The sequence below is a fragment of the Actinomadura macrotermitis genome, assembly GCF_009604375.1.
In the GTDB taxonomy this organism is placed as follows: Bacteria; Actinomycetota; Actinomycetes; order Streptosporangiales; family Streptosporangiaceae; genus Spirillospora; species Spirillospora macrotermitis.
The window spans coordinates 808730-824564 of the sequence record NZ_WEGH01000003.1; the positions used below are offsets into that span (position 1 = coordinate 808730).

At 72.8% G+C, this 15835-nt stretch carries 11 protein-coding genes; 8 read left to right on the plus strand and 3 right to left on the minus strand.

Annotation, left to right across the window (positions count from 1 at the left end):
• Positions 1-9: 9 nt before the first annotated feature.
• The 6 genes from ACRB68_RS25040 to ACRB68_RS25065 all read left to right on the plus strand — a co-directional run bounded on the left by ACRB68_RS25040 (position 10) and on the right by ACRB68_RS25065 (position 6433).
• Positions 10-1155 (plus strand): alpha/beta hydrolase, encoded by a 1146-nt coding sequence (locus ACRB68_RS25040; RefSeq protein WP_153536435.1) that lies wholly within the window; start codon positions 10-12, stop codon positions 1153-1155.
• 1 nt (position 1156) lies between these two features.
• The gene (locus ACRB68_RS25045) at positions 1157-2404 is read left to right on the plus strand and encodes an alpha/beta hydrolase (protein WP_153536437.1); all 1248 of its coding nucleotides are present in this window, start codon (positions 1157-1159) and stop codon (positions 2402-2404) included.
• Between the two features lie 105 nt (positions 2405-2509).
• A complete protein-coding gene (locus ACRB68_RS25050) occupies positions 2510-3772 on the plus strand; it encodes a sensor histidine kinase (RefSeq protein WP_153536439.1) in 1263 nt (420 codons plus the stop codon).
• On the plus strand, positions 3772-4437 hold the full coding sequence (locus ACRB68_RS25055) for a response regulator (RefSeq protein WP_153536441.1): 666 nt from the start codon (positions 3772-3774) through the stop codon (positions 4435-4437). The genes ACRB68_RS25050 and ACRB68_RS25055 overlap by 1 nt, the downstream gene beginning before the upstream one ends.
• A gap of 243 nt (positions 4438-4680) precedes the next feature.
• Positions 4681-5268, plus strand: a complete 588-nt coding sequence (locus ACRB68_RS25060; RefSeq protein ID WP_153536443.1) for a DUF6230 family protein — start codon at positions 4681-4683, stop codon at positions 5266-5268.
• 7 nt (positions 5269-5275) lie between these two features.
• A complete protein-coding gene (locus tag ACRB68_RS25065; protein WP_153536445.1) occupies positions 5276-6433 on the plus strand; it encodes a DUF6114 domain-containing protein in 1158 nt (385 codons plus the stop codon).
• Positions 6434-6493: 60 nt separating this feature from the next.
• Here the strand turns inward: ACRB68_RS25065 and ACRB68_RS25070 are convergent, their stop codons facing one another.
• Positions 6494-8191, minus strand: a complete 1698-nt coding sequence (locus ACRB68_RS25070) for a serine/threonine-protein kinase (RefSeq protein ID WP_153536447.1) — start codon at positions 8189-8191, stop codon at positions 6494-6496.
• A gap of 150 nt (positions 8192-8341) precedes the next feature.
• Complete coding sequence (locus ACRB68_RS40605) at positions 8342-9925, minus strand: serine/threonine-protein kinase (RefSeq protein WP_207709815.1); 1584 nt, start codon at positions 9923-9925, stop codon at positions 8342-8344.
• Between the two features lie 146 nt (positions 9926-10071).
• Here ACRB68_RS40605 and ACRB68_RS25080 point away from each other — a divergent pair, with 146 nt between their 5' ends.
• Positions 10072-10479, plus strand: a complete 408-nt coding sequence (locus ACRB68_RS25080) for a hypothetical protein (RefSeq protein ID WP_153536449.1) — start codon at positions 10072-10074, stop codon at positions 10477-10479.
• A 112-nt stretch (positions 10480-10591) separates the two neighbouring features.
• Here the strand turns inward: ACRB68_RS25080 and ACRB68_RS25085 are convergent, their stop codons facing one another.
• A complete protein-coding gene (locus ACRB68_RS25085) occupies positions 10592-12367 on the minus strand; it encodes a serine/threonine-protein kinase (protein ID WP_235959878.1) in 1776 nt (591 codons plus the stop codon).
• A gap of 178 nt (positions 12368-12545) precedes the next feature.
• On the opposite strand from ACRB68_RS25085, the gene lysX reads away from it, so the two are divergent.
• Positions 12546-15833: a bifunctional lysylphosphatidylglycerol synthetase/lysine--tRNA ligase LysX gene (gene lysX, locus ACRB68_RS25090; RefSeq protein WP_153536451.1), complete on the plus strand. Its 3288-nt coding sequence runs from the start codon at positions 12546-12548 to the stop codon at positions 15831-15833.
• Positions 15834-15835: the final 2 nt, after the last annotated feature.

A 15835-nucleotide genomic window follows, 5' to 3' on the forward strand; every position in this document is an offset into this window, starting at 1 on the left:
GCTTGGTACGTGGAACTGACGAGCTCGGGGCTGCTCGGCCTGCTCGTGGTGGTCACGCTCGGCTGCCTCGCGGCCACGATCTGGATATGGCCGAAGCTCTCCCGGGGCGGCCCGATCGCGCTGGCGCTGCGCGCCGCGCTGATCCTGGGCGGCCAGCTCGCCATCGTGCTGACCCTGCTGACCGCGGTGAACTCCTACTACCTGTTCTTCGGCTCCTGGCGCGACCTGCTGAGCGCGGCCGGCGGCAAGGCGCAGTCCAAGGTCACCAAGCTGCCACCGGTCACCCCCCACGCCGCCGCCACCTCCCAGGTGGTGCGCAGGCCCGCCACCGGGCTCGGGCCGGGCCGCAAGGGCAAGCACGCCGACGCCCGGGACGGCCGGATCGAGCACCTGGAGATCACCGGGGTGCGCACCGGGATCACCGCCGAGGCCTACGTCTACCTGCCGGCGCAGTACTTCCAGCCGCAGTTCGCGAACCGGCGGCTGCCGGTGGCGATCTTCATCGCGGGCTATCCCGCGGCCGACCGGCTGACCTGGATCGACAAGGGCCACCTGCCCGAGGAGGCCGCCGCCGCGACCGCGGCCGGCCAGGCCCAGCCGATGATCTACGTGATGATGCGGCCGACGGTGCAGGACGGCTGGGACACCGAGTGCGCCGACGTGCCCGGCGGCCCGAAGGTGGAGACCTTCTTCGCCCAGGACGTCCCCGAGGCGATCGCGGCGAACTACCGCACCCCCTACTCCCGCAAGGGCTGGGGCCTGGCCGGCTACTCCACCGGCGGCTACTGCGCGGCCAAGCTCGCGATGCTGCACTCCGACCGGTTCGCCGCCGCCGCCAACATGGCCGGCCACTTCCACGCGCTGCTGGACCGCACCACCCGCGACCTGTACGGGGGCAGCGCGGAGCTGCGCCGCGCCAGCAACCTCATCTGGCGGCTGCGCAACCTGCCGCAGCCGCCGGTGTCGCTGCTGGTCGCCTCGGCCGACAAGGGCGAGAAGACCTTCCCCTCCGCGCAGCGGTTCATGGCCGCGGCCCGGCCGCCGCTGGTGGTCGACAAGGTGCTGCTGCCGACCGGCGGCCACAACTTCAAGACGTTCCGCAAGTACATCCCGCCGACGATCCGGTGGCTGAGCGCCCACCTCCAAGGGGAATGACATGGAGCCGACGAACTGGACCTTCCTCGGTCTGGTCTGCATCGCGGCGGCGGTCTCGTTCCTCGCGGCGGTGCTGTTCTGGCCCCGGGTCGCCGGGCGCGGCCCGAAGCACCTGGCGGCCCGCACGGTCCTGCTCGGCGTCTGCCAGCTCGCGATGACGACCGCGATCGTCCTGGTCACCAACAAGTACTTCGTGTTCTACGCCAGCTGGTCCGACCTGCTCGACAACGGCAAGTCCAACGTCCAGGTCAAGCAGGTCCAGACCCAGCGCGGCAAGGAGGCCACCCCGACCGGGCTGGTGCACCGCACCACCACCGACCTCGGGCCGAAGCGCAGGGACCAGAAGCACGACCCGCAGAAGGACGGCCGCGTCGACCGCCTCCAGATGCGCGGCCCCCGCTCCGGCCTGGACGCCGAGGCCTACGTCTACCTGCCGCCGCAGTACTTCCAGCCGCAGTTCGCGCACAAGCGGCTGCCGGTGGTGATGCTGCTGTCGGGCGGCCCGTCCGACGACAAGCTGGCCTGGATCAGGCAGGCGCACCTGCCCGAGGACATCGCCAAGACCGTCGCGGCGGGCCGGGCGCAGCCGGTCGTGTACGTGATGACGCGGTCGGCCAAGGCGCTGACCCAGCCCGCGCAGCCCCCCGCCGGCGCGGGCGCCGGGGTCGGCCTGCCCAAGCACGCCGCCGCCGCGGGCGTCGCACCGCGCCCGCAGACCTGCCTGAACCTGCCCGGCCGCTCGTTCGGGCAGGCCGAGGACCTCTACACCCAGGACCTGCCGGAGGCCGTCGGCGACCTGTACCGGGTGGCGCAGTCCCGCAAGGGCTGGGCGGTCGGCGGGTTCGGCACGAGCGGGCAGTGCGCGGTGCGGTTCGCGATGCTGCACTCCGACCGGTTCGCCGCGGGCGCCAGCGTGAACGGCCTGTTCGACCTGCCCGGCCCCGTCGTGGACGGCCCGCCCGGCGGCCCGAAGGGCGATCTGTACGGCCGCAGCAAGGTGTTCCAGCAGGACAACGACCTGCTGTGGCGGCTGGAGCACCTGCCGCCGCCGCCGGTGTCGCTGCTGGTCGCGGCGGGCCAGGACAGCGGCCGCCCGGCCCAGCAGGCCGACCGGATCGCCGCGCTGACCCGGCCGCCGCTGAACGCCGAGAAGCTGCTGGTGCCGGGCGCGCCGGCCGACCTGAAGTCCTGGCGGCACCGGCTCCCCGAGGTGCTCGGCTGGCTCGCCGCCCGCGTCGCCCCGCAGTGACCCCCGCCCTGGTGACCTGCGGCGACGGCGTACGCCCGGCGGAGTAGAGGTGATCACTCCCGCCGGGCGACGCCGCGCGCCGCGCCGGTGGCCTAGCGTTCGAGGGTGAGCACTTCGCCGTCGCCGGCCGCCGCGCGCTGGCACCTGCCGCTGCCGTCGGCGTGGCCCGTGTGGGTCGCGCCGGCGCTGCTGGTGTTCGTCCAGGTCAGCGGGTCGATGGGGGCGCAGGACAGCCACCACGGGTGGGAGAGCGAGCAGACGCGGGTCCGCCACCAGAAGCCGCTCGACGAGTACGCGTTCGCGCTGCTGGTCGCCGGGCCGCTCCTGCTGCTGCTGCGCCGCCGCTACCCGCGCTTCACGCTGACGGCCGAAGGCGTCGTCACCGCCCTGTACTTCCTGCGCGCCTACACCTACGGCCCGGCGGCGTTCTCCGCCGGGGTCGCGATCATCGCGGCGGTGACCGCCGGGCACCGGCTGTTCGCCTGGGCCGGCACGCTCGGCGCGATCTCCGCCTACCTGGCGGGCACCGCCCTGTACGGGCTGCCGCCGGAGCTGCGCGGCGACCCGCACCGGCTGTTCCCGGTGGAGCGGCCGGGGCTGGACGGCACCGTCTTCCTCATCGGCTGGGCGCTGCTCGCGCTCGTCGGCGCCGAGCTGATCCGGGCGCGGCGGCAGCGCGCCGAGGCCGCCGCGCGCACCCGCGCCGAGGCCGAGCGGCGGCAGGCGACCGAGGAGCGGCTGCGGATGGCGCGCGAGCTGCACGACGTGCTCGCGCACAACATCTCCATGATCAACGTGCGGGCCGGGGTGGCGCTGCACCTGCTGTCCGACGACGCCGCCGGCGACGCCGCGGCGGCCGAGGCGCGCGACGCGCTCGCCGCGATCAAGGTGGCCAGCAAGGAGGCGCTCAGCGAGATGCGGTCGGTGATCGGGGCGCTGCGCGCCGACGGCGAGCAGGCCCCGCGCTCGCCCACCGCCGGGCTGGACCGGCTGCCCGAGCTGCTGGAACGCGCCCGCGCCGCCGGGCTGGCCGTGCACTGCGAGGTCAGCGGCGAGGAGCGGCCGCTGCCCGCGGGCGCCGACCTGGCCGCGTTCCGGATCGTCCAGGAGTCGCTGACGAACGTGACCCGGCACGCGGGCCCGGGGCCGGTGCGCGTGCGGGTCCGCATCGTCCACGGCGACCACGACGTCACCGTGCGGGTCGACGACGACGGCCGCGGCGCGCCCCTGCTGTCCGATACCGGCGGCGCGGGCATCCGCGGCATGCGCGAGCGCGCCACCGCGCTCGGCGGCACGTTCGACGCCGGGCCCCGCGCGGGCGGCGGCTTCCGCGTCCGCGCCACCCTTCCGCTCGACGGGGAGTCCTGATGATCAGAGTGCTGCTGGCCGACGACCAGATCCTGGTGCGGGCCGGGTTCCGCGCGCTGCTGGACGCCCAGTCCGACATCGAGGTCGTCGGCGAGGCCGGCGACGGCGCGGAGGCGGTCGAGGCCGCCGGGCGGCTGCGCCCCGACGTCATCTTGATGGACATCCGGATGCCCGGCCTGGACGGCCTGGCCGCCACCCGCCGCATCGCCGGCGACGAGCGCCTGGCCGGCGTGCGCATCGTCATCCTCACCACCTTCGAGCTGGACGAGTACGTCTTCGAGGCGCTGCGCGGCGGTGCGAGCGGGTTCCTGGTCAAGGACACCGAGCCGGTCGAGCTGATCCACGCGGTGCGCGCGGTCGCGGGCGGCGACGCGCTGCTGTCGCCCGGGGTGACCCGGCGGCTGATCGCCGAGTTCGCGGCGCGCGCCAAGGAGCCGGCGCCCTCGCCCAGGCTGAACGCGCTCACCGAGCGCGAGCGGGAGGTGATGACCCTCGTCGGGCAGGGACTGTCCAACGAGGAGATCGCGGCCGCGCTGGTGGTCAGCCCGGCCACCGCCAAGACGCACGTGAGCCGCACCATGATCAAACTGGGTGCGCGGGACCGCGCCCAGCTGGTGGTGTTCGCCTACGAGTCGGGGCTGGTCAAGCCGGGCTGGACCGGCTGAGTCGGCCCCGTTCGCACCGGCCGTTCTGATCACTGTGCGTAGCTGATTTCGGACGTCCGAAATCAGCCCTATTGACGATCTTTCAAATAGATCCGCAGGTCAGCGACCGGATTCTTTACCTTCCGGAACTCTGTTTTGGTTTGGTGCAAGTAAGTACTTGAGGGTAACTTGCCACTGTTCGTCACGTACGTGACTGGCGTCACCAGTGTCCGGTTCTCCGGTCTGTCCCCCAGGGAGCACAGCATGAGCGACTCCACCCAGGCCGTCGGCCGGGTCCGCTGGAAGCGGTTCGCCGCCATCGCCGCCCCCGCCGCGCTCGGCGCCGGCGCGCTGGTCTTCATGACCGCCCAGGGCGCGATCGCCTCCTCCTTCGCCGTCTCCGGCGGCAGCTTCAAGGTCAGCGCGGACTCGCTGCACGGGCAGGGCTTCGTCCAGTACGGCGGCGCCGACGAGTCCAAGGACGGCAAGCGGCACCCGGTGCAGATCTCGGGGATCCAGCACGCCACCATCCGCAACATGTGCCAGTCGGTGAAGGTCGGGCCGCTGACGCTGCGCCTCACCGCCGGCACCGGCAAGGACCCGGTGACCGCCACCGACCTGGTGCTGGACGTCGAGCAGCTCGACGCCGACGCGGTCTTCAAGAACATCGAGATCGGCCGCGACGCCTCGGAGCTGAACCGCGCCGGGGGCATCAAGGGCCCGGCCGGCATGTTCGGCCAGCAGGCCGAGAGCGTCGACCTCACCCACGTCAGGCAGGTCGCCTGGGCGACCACCGCCGGCACCTTCAAGCTGAAGAACCTCAGCATGAAGCTCGGCGACGAGTGCTTCTGAGAGCCGCATGACTTCCACCGAACCGCAGGGTTTCCGCCGCTGGCGGCGCACGCGCCCGTTCTGGGGCGGCGTGCTGGCCGTCCTCGGCGGCCTCGAGCTCATCGCGATCCCGCTGGCGCCCGCGCCGCTGCTGGTCCACCAGGGCATGGCGGGCATCGCGAGCTGGCTGGTCGGCGCGCTGCTGGTCCTGGCCGGGGTGCTGATGTGGTTCCAGCCGGCCCAGCGCGTCTTCTACGGCGTGCTCGCGGTGCTGCTGGCGATCGCCTCGTTCCTGACGTCCAACTTCGGCGGGTTCCTGGTCGGGATGCTGCTCGGGCTGCTCGGCGGCGCGCTCGGCGCCGCCTGGGCGCCCGGGCCGGCCCGCCGGGACGAGCCGGACGACGCCCCCGCGGTGGAGGCCGCCCCCGCCTTCCCGCCCGCGCTCGACGAGGTCATGCGCGGCGCGCACGCGGCGCCGCGCGGCGGCCGGCTGATGGCCTTCGCGCTGCCCGCCGTCCTGCCGCTCGCGGCCGGCGCGCACCTGCTCGCCCCGACGCCGACGCCCTCCGCGTCCCCTTCGGCGTCGCCCTCCCCCTCGGTTTCCGCGTCGGCCTCGCCGTCCCCGTCCCCGTCCCCGTCGGCGAAGGCCACCGAACCGGAGTGCCCGAAGGTCCCGTCCGGGCTGTCCGAGGCGCAGGCCCGCAAGCTGCTCGCCGACCTGGCGGGTTCGGCGGACCTGAAGTCCTGCCTCACGGCCGGCCAGGCCAAGACCGCCACCGCGGGCGGCACCGATGTCGTCTACACCGACGCCTCCACGCTGCGCGCGAGCTCGCTCACCATGTCCGGGCTGAGCTACGACGGCGTCGCCGAGGTGCCCACCGCGGACGGGCCGGTCAAGGCGCTGAAGTTCAGCATGAGCAAGGCCGTGCTGAAGGACGTCGACCAGGCGACCCGGCACGGCGCCGCGCACACCGAGCTGAAGACGCCGCAGCTGACGCTGGACGGCAAGGTCGTCATGTACACGACCAGGATGTCGTCGAAGCTGCTCGGCATCCCGCTGACCTTCACGCCCGCCTCGCCGCCGCCGCTCACCCTGCCCTTCATGATCATGACGGACGTGGTGTCGGAGCAGCCCGCGGTGCGCGCCGACGGCGCCGAGGCCGCCGGCCTGTCGATCCAGAATTGAGCCAACTGTCACACCCCCGGAGGCGGGCCCCGCACGGCGTACACCGTGCGGGGCCCGTTCTCACGTCCGGGGCCGGAAGGAGGCGAAGATCCGCCCGCGGATGTCCGCCGAGGCGGCCCAGTGCTGCTCGGGGGTGCGGAAGTACAGCGCGAAGGGGGCGCCGTCGACCTGCACGAACCGGTCGACCACATGGATGACGGTGCCGTCCTTGCGGAACCGGAACTCCCAGTCGGCGGCGTTGGTGCCCAGGTAGTCGACCGGCCGGACCTGCCCGTCGCTGTAACCGGGCAGGTTCGGCGAGGCCGCGCCGTACTTGTGCTGGCTGCTGGCCTTCTCGAACGCGGTGGAGCGGGCGAGGCCCCACGGCGTGCTGTCCACCAGCAGCGAGGTCCTGCCGTCGGGCGAGGCCAGGATGGGCTTGCCGTCCCCGTTGCGCTGCCACGTCCAGCTCTTCGGCACCGTGACCGAGTAGTTCGCGCCCTGGCGGACGACCGAGGCGCCGCCGCCGAGGCCGCTCTTGGTGCCGCCCGCGAACCGGCCTCGCAGGATGAAGGCGCCGGCCAGCACGGCGGCGACCACCAGGATCACCGCGATGGTGACGATCACCGTGGTGCGGCGGCGGTCGCGGCCGGGGGCGGGCGCGGCGGTCGCGCCGTGGTGCGGCGGCTCCGCCGGGCCTTCCCAGTGCGCAGGCGTCGCCGGCGGGTCCCAGGACGACCGCGTCCCGGTCTCCCAGTCGGTGGCCTGCCGCGTCTGTTCCTGCGGCGGCGGCTCGCGGCGGGGCTGTTCCCGGTAAAGCTCGGGCCGCCGTCCCGAATCGTGCCGGGTGACGGCCTCCATCTGCGCCGGATCCAGCACGGTCTGGCTGGTGGAGCGGCCGGCCTGGCGGCGCGAGGGGTCGTCCAGCACCGTCCCGTCGGTCACCGTCTGCGCCACCGCGGGCGGCGGCATGTCGGCGACCCGCTGCAGCAGCGGCTGCACCTGCGCGGCGGTCATCCGGTGCATCGGTTCGCGCACCAGCAGTCCGTCCAGCACCCGCGCCAGCGGCCCGGCGTTGCGCGCCGGCGGGGCGGGCTCCAGCAGCGCGGCCTGCAGCGAAGACATCGCGTTGGACCGCTCGTAGGGGGACCGGCCCTCCAGCGCCGCGTACAGGGTCGCGCCGAGCGCCCACAGGTCCGAGGCGGGGACGGCGCGCTCGCCCTGCGCGCGCTCGGGCGGGATGTAGGCGGGCGAGCCCATCACCAGGCCGGTCTGGGTCAGCGTCGCGTCGCCCTCGACCTGCGCGATGCCGAAGTCGGTCAGCACCACCCGGCCCGAGTCGGTGATCAGCACGTTGCTGGGCTTGACGTCGCGGTGCAGGATGCCCTTCTCGTGCGCGTGCCGGAGCGCGCCGAGCATCTGCAGGCCGATCGAGGCGACCCGCCGGTGCTCCAGCGGCCCCTCCTCCAGCAGGTCCTGCAGCGAGCGGGCGCGGACCAGCTCCATCACGATCCACGGCCGGTCCTGCGCCTCGACGACGTCGTGCACCGTCACCACGCCGGGGTGGTTCAGCCGGGCCGACGCCCGCGCCTCCCGGAACGTGCGCTCGTACAGCACCTCGCGCTCGGTGTCGCTGAGGCCGGGCGGCAGCACGACCTCCTTGACGGCCACCTCACGGTCGAGCGTGAGGTCGTAGGCGCGCCATACCGTGCCCATGCCGCCCCGGCCCACGACCGAGTCGAGCCGGTAGCGGCCTGCGAGCTGCCGACCCTCGTCCATGACTTCCTGGTCCCCCGTCCCGTTCCGCCGGCCGTGGTGGGGGCGTTGCGGGCACTCCTCACCGAACTTGTGTTGTTACTGGGACGCTTCAGCACGTCCCGGAGTTCATCCTCAGCACATTGTCCCCCCGGCGCGGCGGGGCCGCGGCGCTCAGACCCGGAAACCCGCCAGCGCGGAGTTCAGTAGGGGCCGCACCTGCGGCATGGTGCGCTGCGGCGCGGCGACCATGACCGTGTAGGTGCCGCCGGACGGCGTCACGACGCTGCGGGAGGTGGCGCGCATCTGGCCGTCCAGCCAGGTGTACTCCAGGTCGGCGCCGGGCCGCCCGCCGACGGTGACCCGCTTCAGGTCGACGCGCGAGTAGCCGCGCAGCCTCCCGTTGGCCATCGTCTGCCGTTCGAAGGCCTCGGAGTGGGCGTAGGGGTCGGTCGGGGCCACGTCCCAGCGGCGGTCGTCGACCAGGATGTAGGCCTTGGTCGCCGGGTCCGTCCAGGACACCTGGTGGGGCGGCCTGGAGGTGCGGACCCATCCCTGGGGGACGGGCAGCGAGTAGTCCTTCACCGCCTCCGTCCTCATGCCGGGCGGCGGCGCGGCCGTGTCCCGCTCGTCCTTCGGCCGGCTCGCGGACGTCGTGGGCCGCGCGGTCTTGGTGGGCTTGGCCGCGTCCGCGTCGTAGGGGCCGGGCGTCCCCTTGGCCTCGGGCCAGAACACCATGGTGAGGACGGCGGCGAGGACGGCCGTGGCCAGCACCCCCGCCAGGACCGGCAGCGCGACGCCGCGCCGCCGGGCGGGGGCGGGCGCCGGGGCCTGCGACGGCGTGGGCACCGGCGCGGTCAGGTCCAGGGCGGGCGGGGCGTCCCACCGCGGCGCGGGCGCGGCCATGGTCGACCCGCCGACGAGGGAGGGCCCGCCCGCGGCGACGCGGGCGAAGGCGGTCTCGGCCTCGGCCGCGCCGAGGCGGCGCACCGGGTCGCGGTCCAGCAGCGCCATCAGCACCGGCGTGAGCTCCCCGGCCTGCCGCGGCGGCGGGACCTCCTGCGTCATCACCGCGGCCAGCACCGCCATCGCGTCGCTGCGGTGGTGCGGCGCGCGGCCCTCCACGGCCGCGTACAGGGTCGCGCCGAGCGCCCACAGGTCCGAGGCGGGCAGGGCGCGCTCGCCGCGCACCCGCTCGGGCGGCATGTAGGCGGGCGACCCCATGATCAGCCCGGTCCCGGTGAGGGTGGCGTCCCCGGCCAGCTGGGCGATGCCGAAGTCGGTGAGCACGGCCCGGCCGTCGCCGGTGACCAGCACGTTGGCGGGCTTGACGTCGCGGTGCAGGATGCCGACCGCGTGCGCGGCGCGCAGCGCGCCGACCAGCTGGCGGCCGAGCTCGGCGGCGCGGCCGGGCGGCAGCGGCCCGTCCTCGTCGATGATCTCCTGCAGGGAACGGGCCCGGACCAGCTCCATCACGATCCACGGGCGGCCGTCCTCGTCCACCACGTCGTGCACGGTGACCACGCCGGGGTGGCCGAGCCGCGCCGATGCCCGCGCCTCGCGCAGCGTCCGCTCGTGCCGGGCGGCGCGCTCCTCCTCGCTCAGCGAGGGGTGCAGCACGACCTCCTTGACGGCCACCTCACGGTGCAGCGCCTCGTCGTGCGCGCGCCAGACGGTGCCCATCCCGCCGCGGCCGACGACCGCCAGCAGCCGATAGCGGCCGGCCAGCAACCGCTCCCCCACGTTCCCCTCCGACATGGCTCGCGACCCTACCGACCCGATCTAACGGATCGGCATCCAAACCCCCGATTCGCCGGATTCATCCCCTCAAGTACGGCTTGCCACCGTACTTGACACCTGCTCCAATAGGGACCGATCTCCCCTGACATGAAGGAGCACTCACGTTGCGCCTCCCAGTCAAGAAGGCGGCCCTCGTCACCAGCGCCGCCGTCGCCCTCGTCGCGGGCACCGTCCCTCCGGCCGAGGCCGCCGTGCCCTACCGCAACTGGGTGCAGGCGAGCCACAACAAGGCAGGTGTCATCTTCTACCCGGAGGGCGACTCCTTCCGCATCTGGAACAACATGCGGTCCGATGGGCCGGAGACCCTGCCCATCGTGGCCCACGCAGAGTGGAACTACGTGGGAGTCAAGGACAAGTGGCACTCGATAGGCAACGTGTTCGAACAGTCGAACGCCGTTTACTCACGGAACCTTTCGGAGAAGCGGCAGATCTACTTCCGCGTCTGCTACTTCGCTCCGCGGCAGGAGTGCTCCAGCACGGTGCGCTTCCGGGTTGGCGGCCGCAACCCCTGATCGACGGAGCCTGCTGAGAGGCCGGCATCCTCGCACCCCGGCGGCAGGCGTGTGAACAGCGGAACTTGTGGATTCATACGTCTGCCGCAGGCCAGGAGCACGTCCTGAACGACTAGGGGGCGGCCTTGAAGTGCTGGTACAGGGGCGCCAGGTCGGACAAGGTCTTGCCCCAGGACTTGTCCGGGGCGACGAGGACGATCGCGTAGCCATGGCCGTTCATCACGAACCCGCGGTTGAGCGCGTGCAGCCGCTCGCCCTTGCTGTCGTAGGTCCATTCCCAGTCGGCGGCCTTCTCGCCGGTGGAGTCGTGAACGGGTTCTCCTTGGTCCACCGGCGCGATTTTGATCCGGTGGTAGTTCGGGAACGAGCCGCGGCGGGTGGGCTCGAAGTCCTTCCAGTCCTTCAGGGCGCTGGTGTTGGCGCTCGCCGCCTGGTCGATCTGGATGTAGCCGGGGCCGTCCGGCGGCTCGAAGAAGACGCTACTCGGAGAGTAACTGCGGTGCTTCGGCCCGGACCAGCCGTCCGGGACCGCGATGGAGTAGCCCGTACTGTCCTTGTAGACGTGCCAGCCGGGCGGAACATCGGCGGCGGCGGGCGAGGAGGTCTTGGGGGTCTCGCTCGGCTTGGCGGAGGACGGGGACGGCGAGGGCGACTTCGACGACTTGGTGGTCTTGGAGGTCTTCGCCGGTGCCGCGCCGCCGCGTTTGTCGGCGGGCTTGTTGTCCTTGGTGCTGGCCAGCACGACGCTCACGATCACCACCAGCAGGACGAGCACGATGCCGCCGATGACCAGCGCGTTGCGGCTGAGACCCGCGATGGCGCCGCCGCCCTCGCGGCGGGCGGGCGGGCTGCCGGTGGCGGCGGCGGGCGCCGGCTCGGTCGGCTGGCCCGTCTGCCAGCTCGCCGCGCTGCCGGGGTCCGCCACCACCGGGGTGACGCGGGTGCTGCCGTCGGTGGGGTCGCCCGTGGCGGGCGGCTCGGCCGGCTTCGGCGGGTCGGTCCGCTCGGCCGGCGGGACCTCGACGACGAGGGTGCGCTGGGTGTCGACGGTCTCCTGCCGGACGATCTCGTCCAGCAGGATGCCGGCCTCGATCGCGTCCATCCGCTCGTCGGGGTTCTTGCGCAGCAGCCCCTCGATGACGGGGGCGAGGCGGCCGGCCCGCTCGGGCGGGTCGGGGTCCTCGGAGATGACGGCGACGAGCGCGGCCATCGGCTCGGACCGTTCGAACGGGGAGCGGCCGTGCAGCATCGAGTACAGGGTGACGCCGAGCGACCACAGGTCCGAGGCGGGCCCGGCGGTGCGGCCGCGGGCCCGCTCGGGCGCGATGTAGGCGGGCGAGCCCATCACCAGGCCGGTCTGGGTGAGGGTGGCGTCGCCGGAGGCGGTCGCGATGCCGAAGTCGGTGAGCACGGCGCGGTCGCCGGCCGGGCCGTCGGTGACCAGCACGTTGCTGGGCTTGACGTCGCGGTGCAGCACGCCCGCCTCGTGCGCGGCGTGCAGGGCGGCCAGCATCTGGCGGCCGATCTCGGCGGTGCGCCGGACGTCGAGGGGACCCTCCTGCTTGATCACCTGGTCCAGCGAACGGGCCGGGATGAGCTCCATGATGATCCAGGGCCGGCCGTCCTCCTCCACCACGTCGTAGACGGTGACGACGTTGGGGTGGCCGAGGCGCGCGGCGGTGCGCGCCTCGCGGAAGGTGCGCTTGTACTGGACGGCGCGTTCCTCATCGGTGAGACCATGCGGAAGGATGACCTCCTTCACCGCAACGTCACGCCCGAGGACCTCATCGTGAGCCTGCCAGACCGTGCCCATGCCGCCGCGCCCGACATGGGCGACCAGTCGGTAACGGCGGGCGAGCAGGCGCTCGCCGGAGGTCTCATTAGGCATATCCGCGACCATATCGACTTTTGCTGACAATCTTGGACCCTGCTAGCAAGCGACAACCCCCTACCCGTAGGACGTGCACCGTAACGGCCCGGTTCGCGGTACGTCGGAAGAACGAAGCGTGAGAAACGTGACAACCGGTACAAAGAAGAGAACACAGCAGAGCCATGACGGGGGCACGATGGCGAGGAACGGCCTGCGCGGCCGCTGGCAGGGCCTCATCGAGGCCGCGCCGACGATCTTCTTCTGGTACACCCGGCTGTCCGGCATCCTGTCGATCCTGTACTGGTTCTCCTCGGACCTGATCGTGCGGATCGGCACCATCTGGGCGCTCCGGTGGATCTACCTGCTCGGTTTCTCCGCCAGTGTCCCGTGGGGCCTGCTCCTCCTTCTGCTGTCGATGGGCATCCGGCGGCGCAAGAAGGCCGCCTGGCGCATCCTGGTGCTGCTGTTCAGCCTCACCACCGCATCCTCCACGTTGTTCCTGCTGACCGCGATCCTCAACCCCGACGACTACTCGGTGCCGCGCACCGCCGTGACCACGGTGCTGCACGCGTCGGTCCTCGCCCTGGCGGTGGCGGCGCGCGGCCAGTTCACCACGCTGCCCGACCGCGCCAACCGGCGTGTCGCGGCGATCGTGTTCTCGGTGCTGCTGCTGTTCAGCGGCAGCATCGGCACCTGGCTGGCCACCGTCACCGACCGCGACCCCGGCGGCGGGTTCTGGACGCACCCGATGTACGTGCTGCTGCAGACGGTGCTCGGCTCGGGCGTCACCGGCGACCCGATCCAGGTGGACGTCCCCGGCTGGGTCGACATCACCATCACCGTGCTCGGCACCGGCCTGCTCGTCGTCACGTTCTGGGCGCTGTTCCGCCCCGGCCGCCGCGACCCGGTGCTGAGCGCCGAGGAGGAGCTGGCCGCGCGCCGGCTGCTCGCCGAGTACGGCGACCAGGACTCCCTCGGCTACTTCGCGCTGCGCCGCGACAAGGACGTCATCGTCGCGCCGAACGGCAAGGCCGCGATCGCCTACCGGGTGGACGGCACCGTCTCGCTGGCCAGCGGCGACCCGCTCGGCGACCCCGAGTCCTGGGACCAGGCCATCGAGGCGTTCCTGGCCGAGTGCCGCGCGCACGCCTGGATCCCCGGCGCGGTGAGCGTCGGCGAGCGCGCCGCGCACATCTACAAGCGGCACGGCTTCGACGCGCTGGAGCTCGGCGACGAGGCGATCATCGACCTCACCGAGTTCAACCTGGACGGCCGCGAGATGCGCCAGGTCCGCCAGGCCGTCCGCCGGGTCGAGCGGGCCGGCTACACCGTCCGGATCCGGCGGCACTCGCAGATCCCCGACTGGGAGATGGCCAAGCTGATCCGCAGCGCCGACGCCTGGCGCGGCGAGGAGACCGAGCGCGGCTTCTCGATGGCGCTCGGCCGGCTCGGCGACCCGACCGACGGGCGCTGCGTGATGGTGGAGGCGTTCGACGACAAGGGCGAGCTGCGCGGACTGCTCAGCTTCGTCCCGTGGGGCCGGTCGGGCCTGTCGCTGGACCTGATGCGCCGCGACCGCGCCGCCGAGAACGGCCTGAACGAGTTCATGGTCGCCAAGCTCGCCGAGAAGGCCGCGATGGTCGGCGCGCAGCACATGTCGCTGAACTTCGCGATGCTGCGCTCGGCGTTCGAGCGCGGCTCGCAGATCGGCGCCGGGCCGATCGCGCGGATCTACTACCGGTTCCTGTCGTTCGCGTCGCGGTTCTGGCAGCTGGAGTCGCTGTACCTGTCCAACGCCAAGTACCTGCCGATCTGGCGGCCGCGGTTCATCTGCTACCAGCAGAACCGCGACCTGGTCCGGCTCGGCCTCGCCTACGCGCGCGCCGAGGGGTTCCTGCCGAGCCTGAACCGGCCCAAGCTGGACCGGGCCGCGAACATGGTGCCGTCGGCGCACCTGGTCGACCAGATCAAGGAGATCGAGGAGGCCGCGGACGCGGCGCGCGCCCCGCAGCGCCGGCTGTCGGAGCAGGAGCGCGTCCGGCACGCCAAGCTCGACCAGATCCGCGACGCCGGGATGGAGCCCTACCCGCTCGGGTTCGAGCGCACCGACTACGCCGCCGACATCCGGGCGCGCTTCGCCGGCCTGGCGCCCGACAGCCACACCGGCGAGCACGTCGCGATCGCCGGGCGGGTGGTGCTGGCCCGCGAGCACGGCAAGCTGATCTTCGTGTCGCTGCGGGACGAGACCGGCGACCTGCAGGTGATGCTGACCGCCGACGGCGTCGGCACGGACGCGCTGGCGACCTGGAAGCAGCTCATCGACCTCGGCGACCAGGTCGGGGTGACCGGCGAGGTCGTCACCTCGCGCACCGGCGAGCTGTCGGTGCTGGCCGGGTCGTGGAAGCTGACCGCCAAGTGCCTGCGGCCGCTGCCGAACAAGAGCAGCGGCCTGTCCGACCCCGAGGCGCGGGTCCGGCAGCGGTACGTGGACTTCATCGTCAACGACGAGTCCCGCAAGATGCTGCGGATGCGCGGCGACGCCGTCGCGGCCGTCCGCGACGGGCTGCGCGCGCGCGAGTACCTGGAGGTCGAGACGCCGATGCTGCAGCCGATCCACGGCGGCGCGACGGCCCGGCCCTTCACCACCCGCATCAACGCCTACAACATGCAGCTGTACTTGCGGATCGCCCCCGAGCTGTACCTGAAGCGGCTGCTGGTCGGCGGCGTCGGCAAGGTGTTCGAGCTGAACCGCAACTTCCGCAACGAGGGCGTCTCGCAGAAGCACAACCCCGAGTTCACGATGCTGGAGGCCTACGAGCCCTACGGCAACTACGACACGATGGCCGTCCTCACCCGCGACCTGGTCGTGGCGGCGGCGGAGGCCGCGCTCGGCACCACGGTCGTGGTCCGCGACGGCGTGGAGTACGACCTGGCCGAGCCGTGGCAGGAGATCACCGTCTACGGGTCGGTGTCGCAGGCGCTCGGCGAGGAGATCACCCCCGACACCCCGCTGCCCGCCGTGCACGCCCTGGCCCAGCGGGTCGACCTGAACTTCGACCCCGAGTGGGGGCAGGGCAAGCTCGTCCAGGAGCTGTTCGAGGCGCTGGTGGAGGAGGAGCTGAAGGCCCCCACGTTCGTCCGCGACTACCCGGCCGAGACCTCCCCGCTCACCCGCCCGCACCGCAAGGACCCCCGCCTCGCCGAGAAGTGGGACCTGATCGTGTTCGGGCTGGAGCTCGGCACCGCCTACTCGGAGCTGATCGACCCGATCCTGCAGCGGCAGCGGCTCACCGAGCAGTCGCTGCAGTCGGCGGGCGGCGACCCCGAGGCGATGGAGCTGGACGAGGACTTCCTGCGCGCCCTGGAGTACGCGATGCCGCCGGCCGGCGGCATGGGCATGGGCATCGACCGGCTGCTGATCACGCTGACGGGCCGCTCGATCCGCGAGACGATCCCCTTCCCGCTGGTCCGCCCGGGGCTGTGAGC

Coding starts and splice junctions, on each gene's coding strand:
- ACRB68_RS25065 (WP_153536445.1), top strand. CDS start 5,276: ATGACTTCCACCGAACCGCAGGGTTTCCGCCGCTGGCGGCGCACGCGC.
- ACRB68_RS25060 (WP_153536443.1), top strand. CDS start 4,681: ATGAGCGACTCCACCCAGGCCGTCGGCCGGGTCCGCTGGAAGCGGTTC.
- lysX (WP_153536451.1), top strand. CDS start 12,546: ATGGCGAGGAACGGCCTGCGCGGCCGCTGGCAGGGCCTCATCGAGGCC.
- ACRB68_RS25085 (WP_235959878.1), bottom strand. CDS start 12,367: ATGCCTAATGAGACCTCCGGCGAGCGCCTGCTCGCCCGCCGTTACCGA.
- ACRB68_RS40605 (WP_207709815.1), bottom strand. CDS start 9,925: ATGTCGGAGGGGAACGTGGGGGAGCGGTTGCTGGCCGGCCGCTATCGG.
- ACRB68_RS25045 (WP_153536437.1), top strand. CDS start 1,157: ATGGAGCCGACGAACTGGACCTTCCTCGGTCTGGTCTGCATCGCGGCG.
- ACRB68_RS25055 (WP_153536441.1), top strand. CDS start 3,772: ATGATCAGAGTGCTGCTGGCCGACGACCAGATCCTGGTGCGGGCCGGG.
- ACRB68_RS25070 (WP_153536447.1), bottom strand. CDS start 8,191: ATGGACGAGGGTCGGCAGCTCGCAGGCCGCTACCGGCTCGACTCGGTC.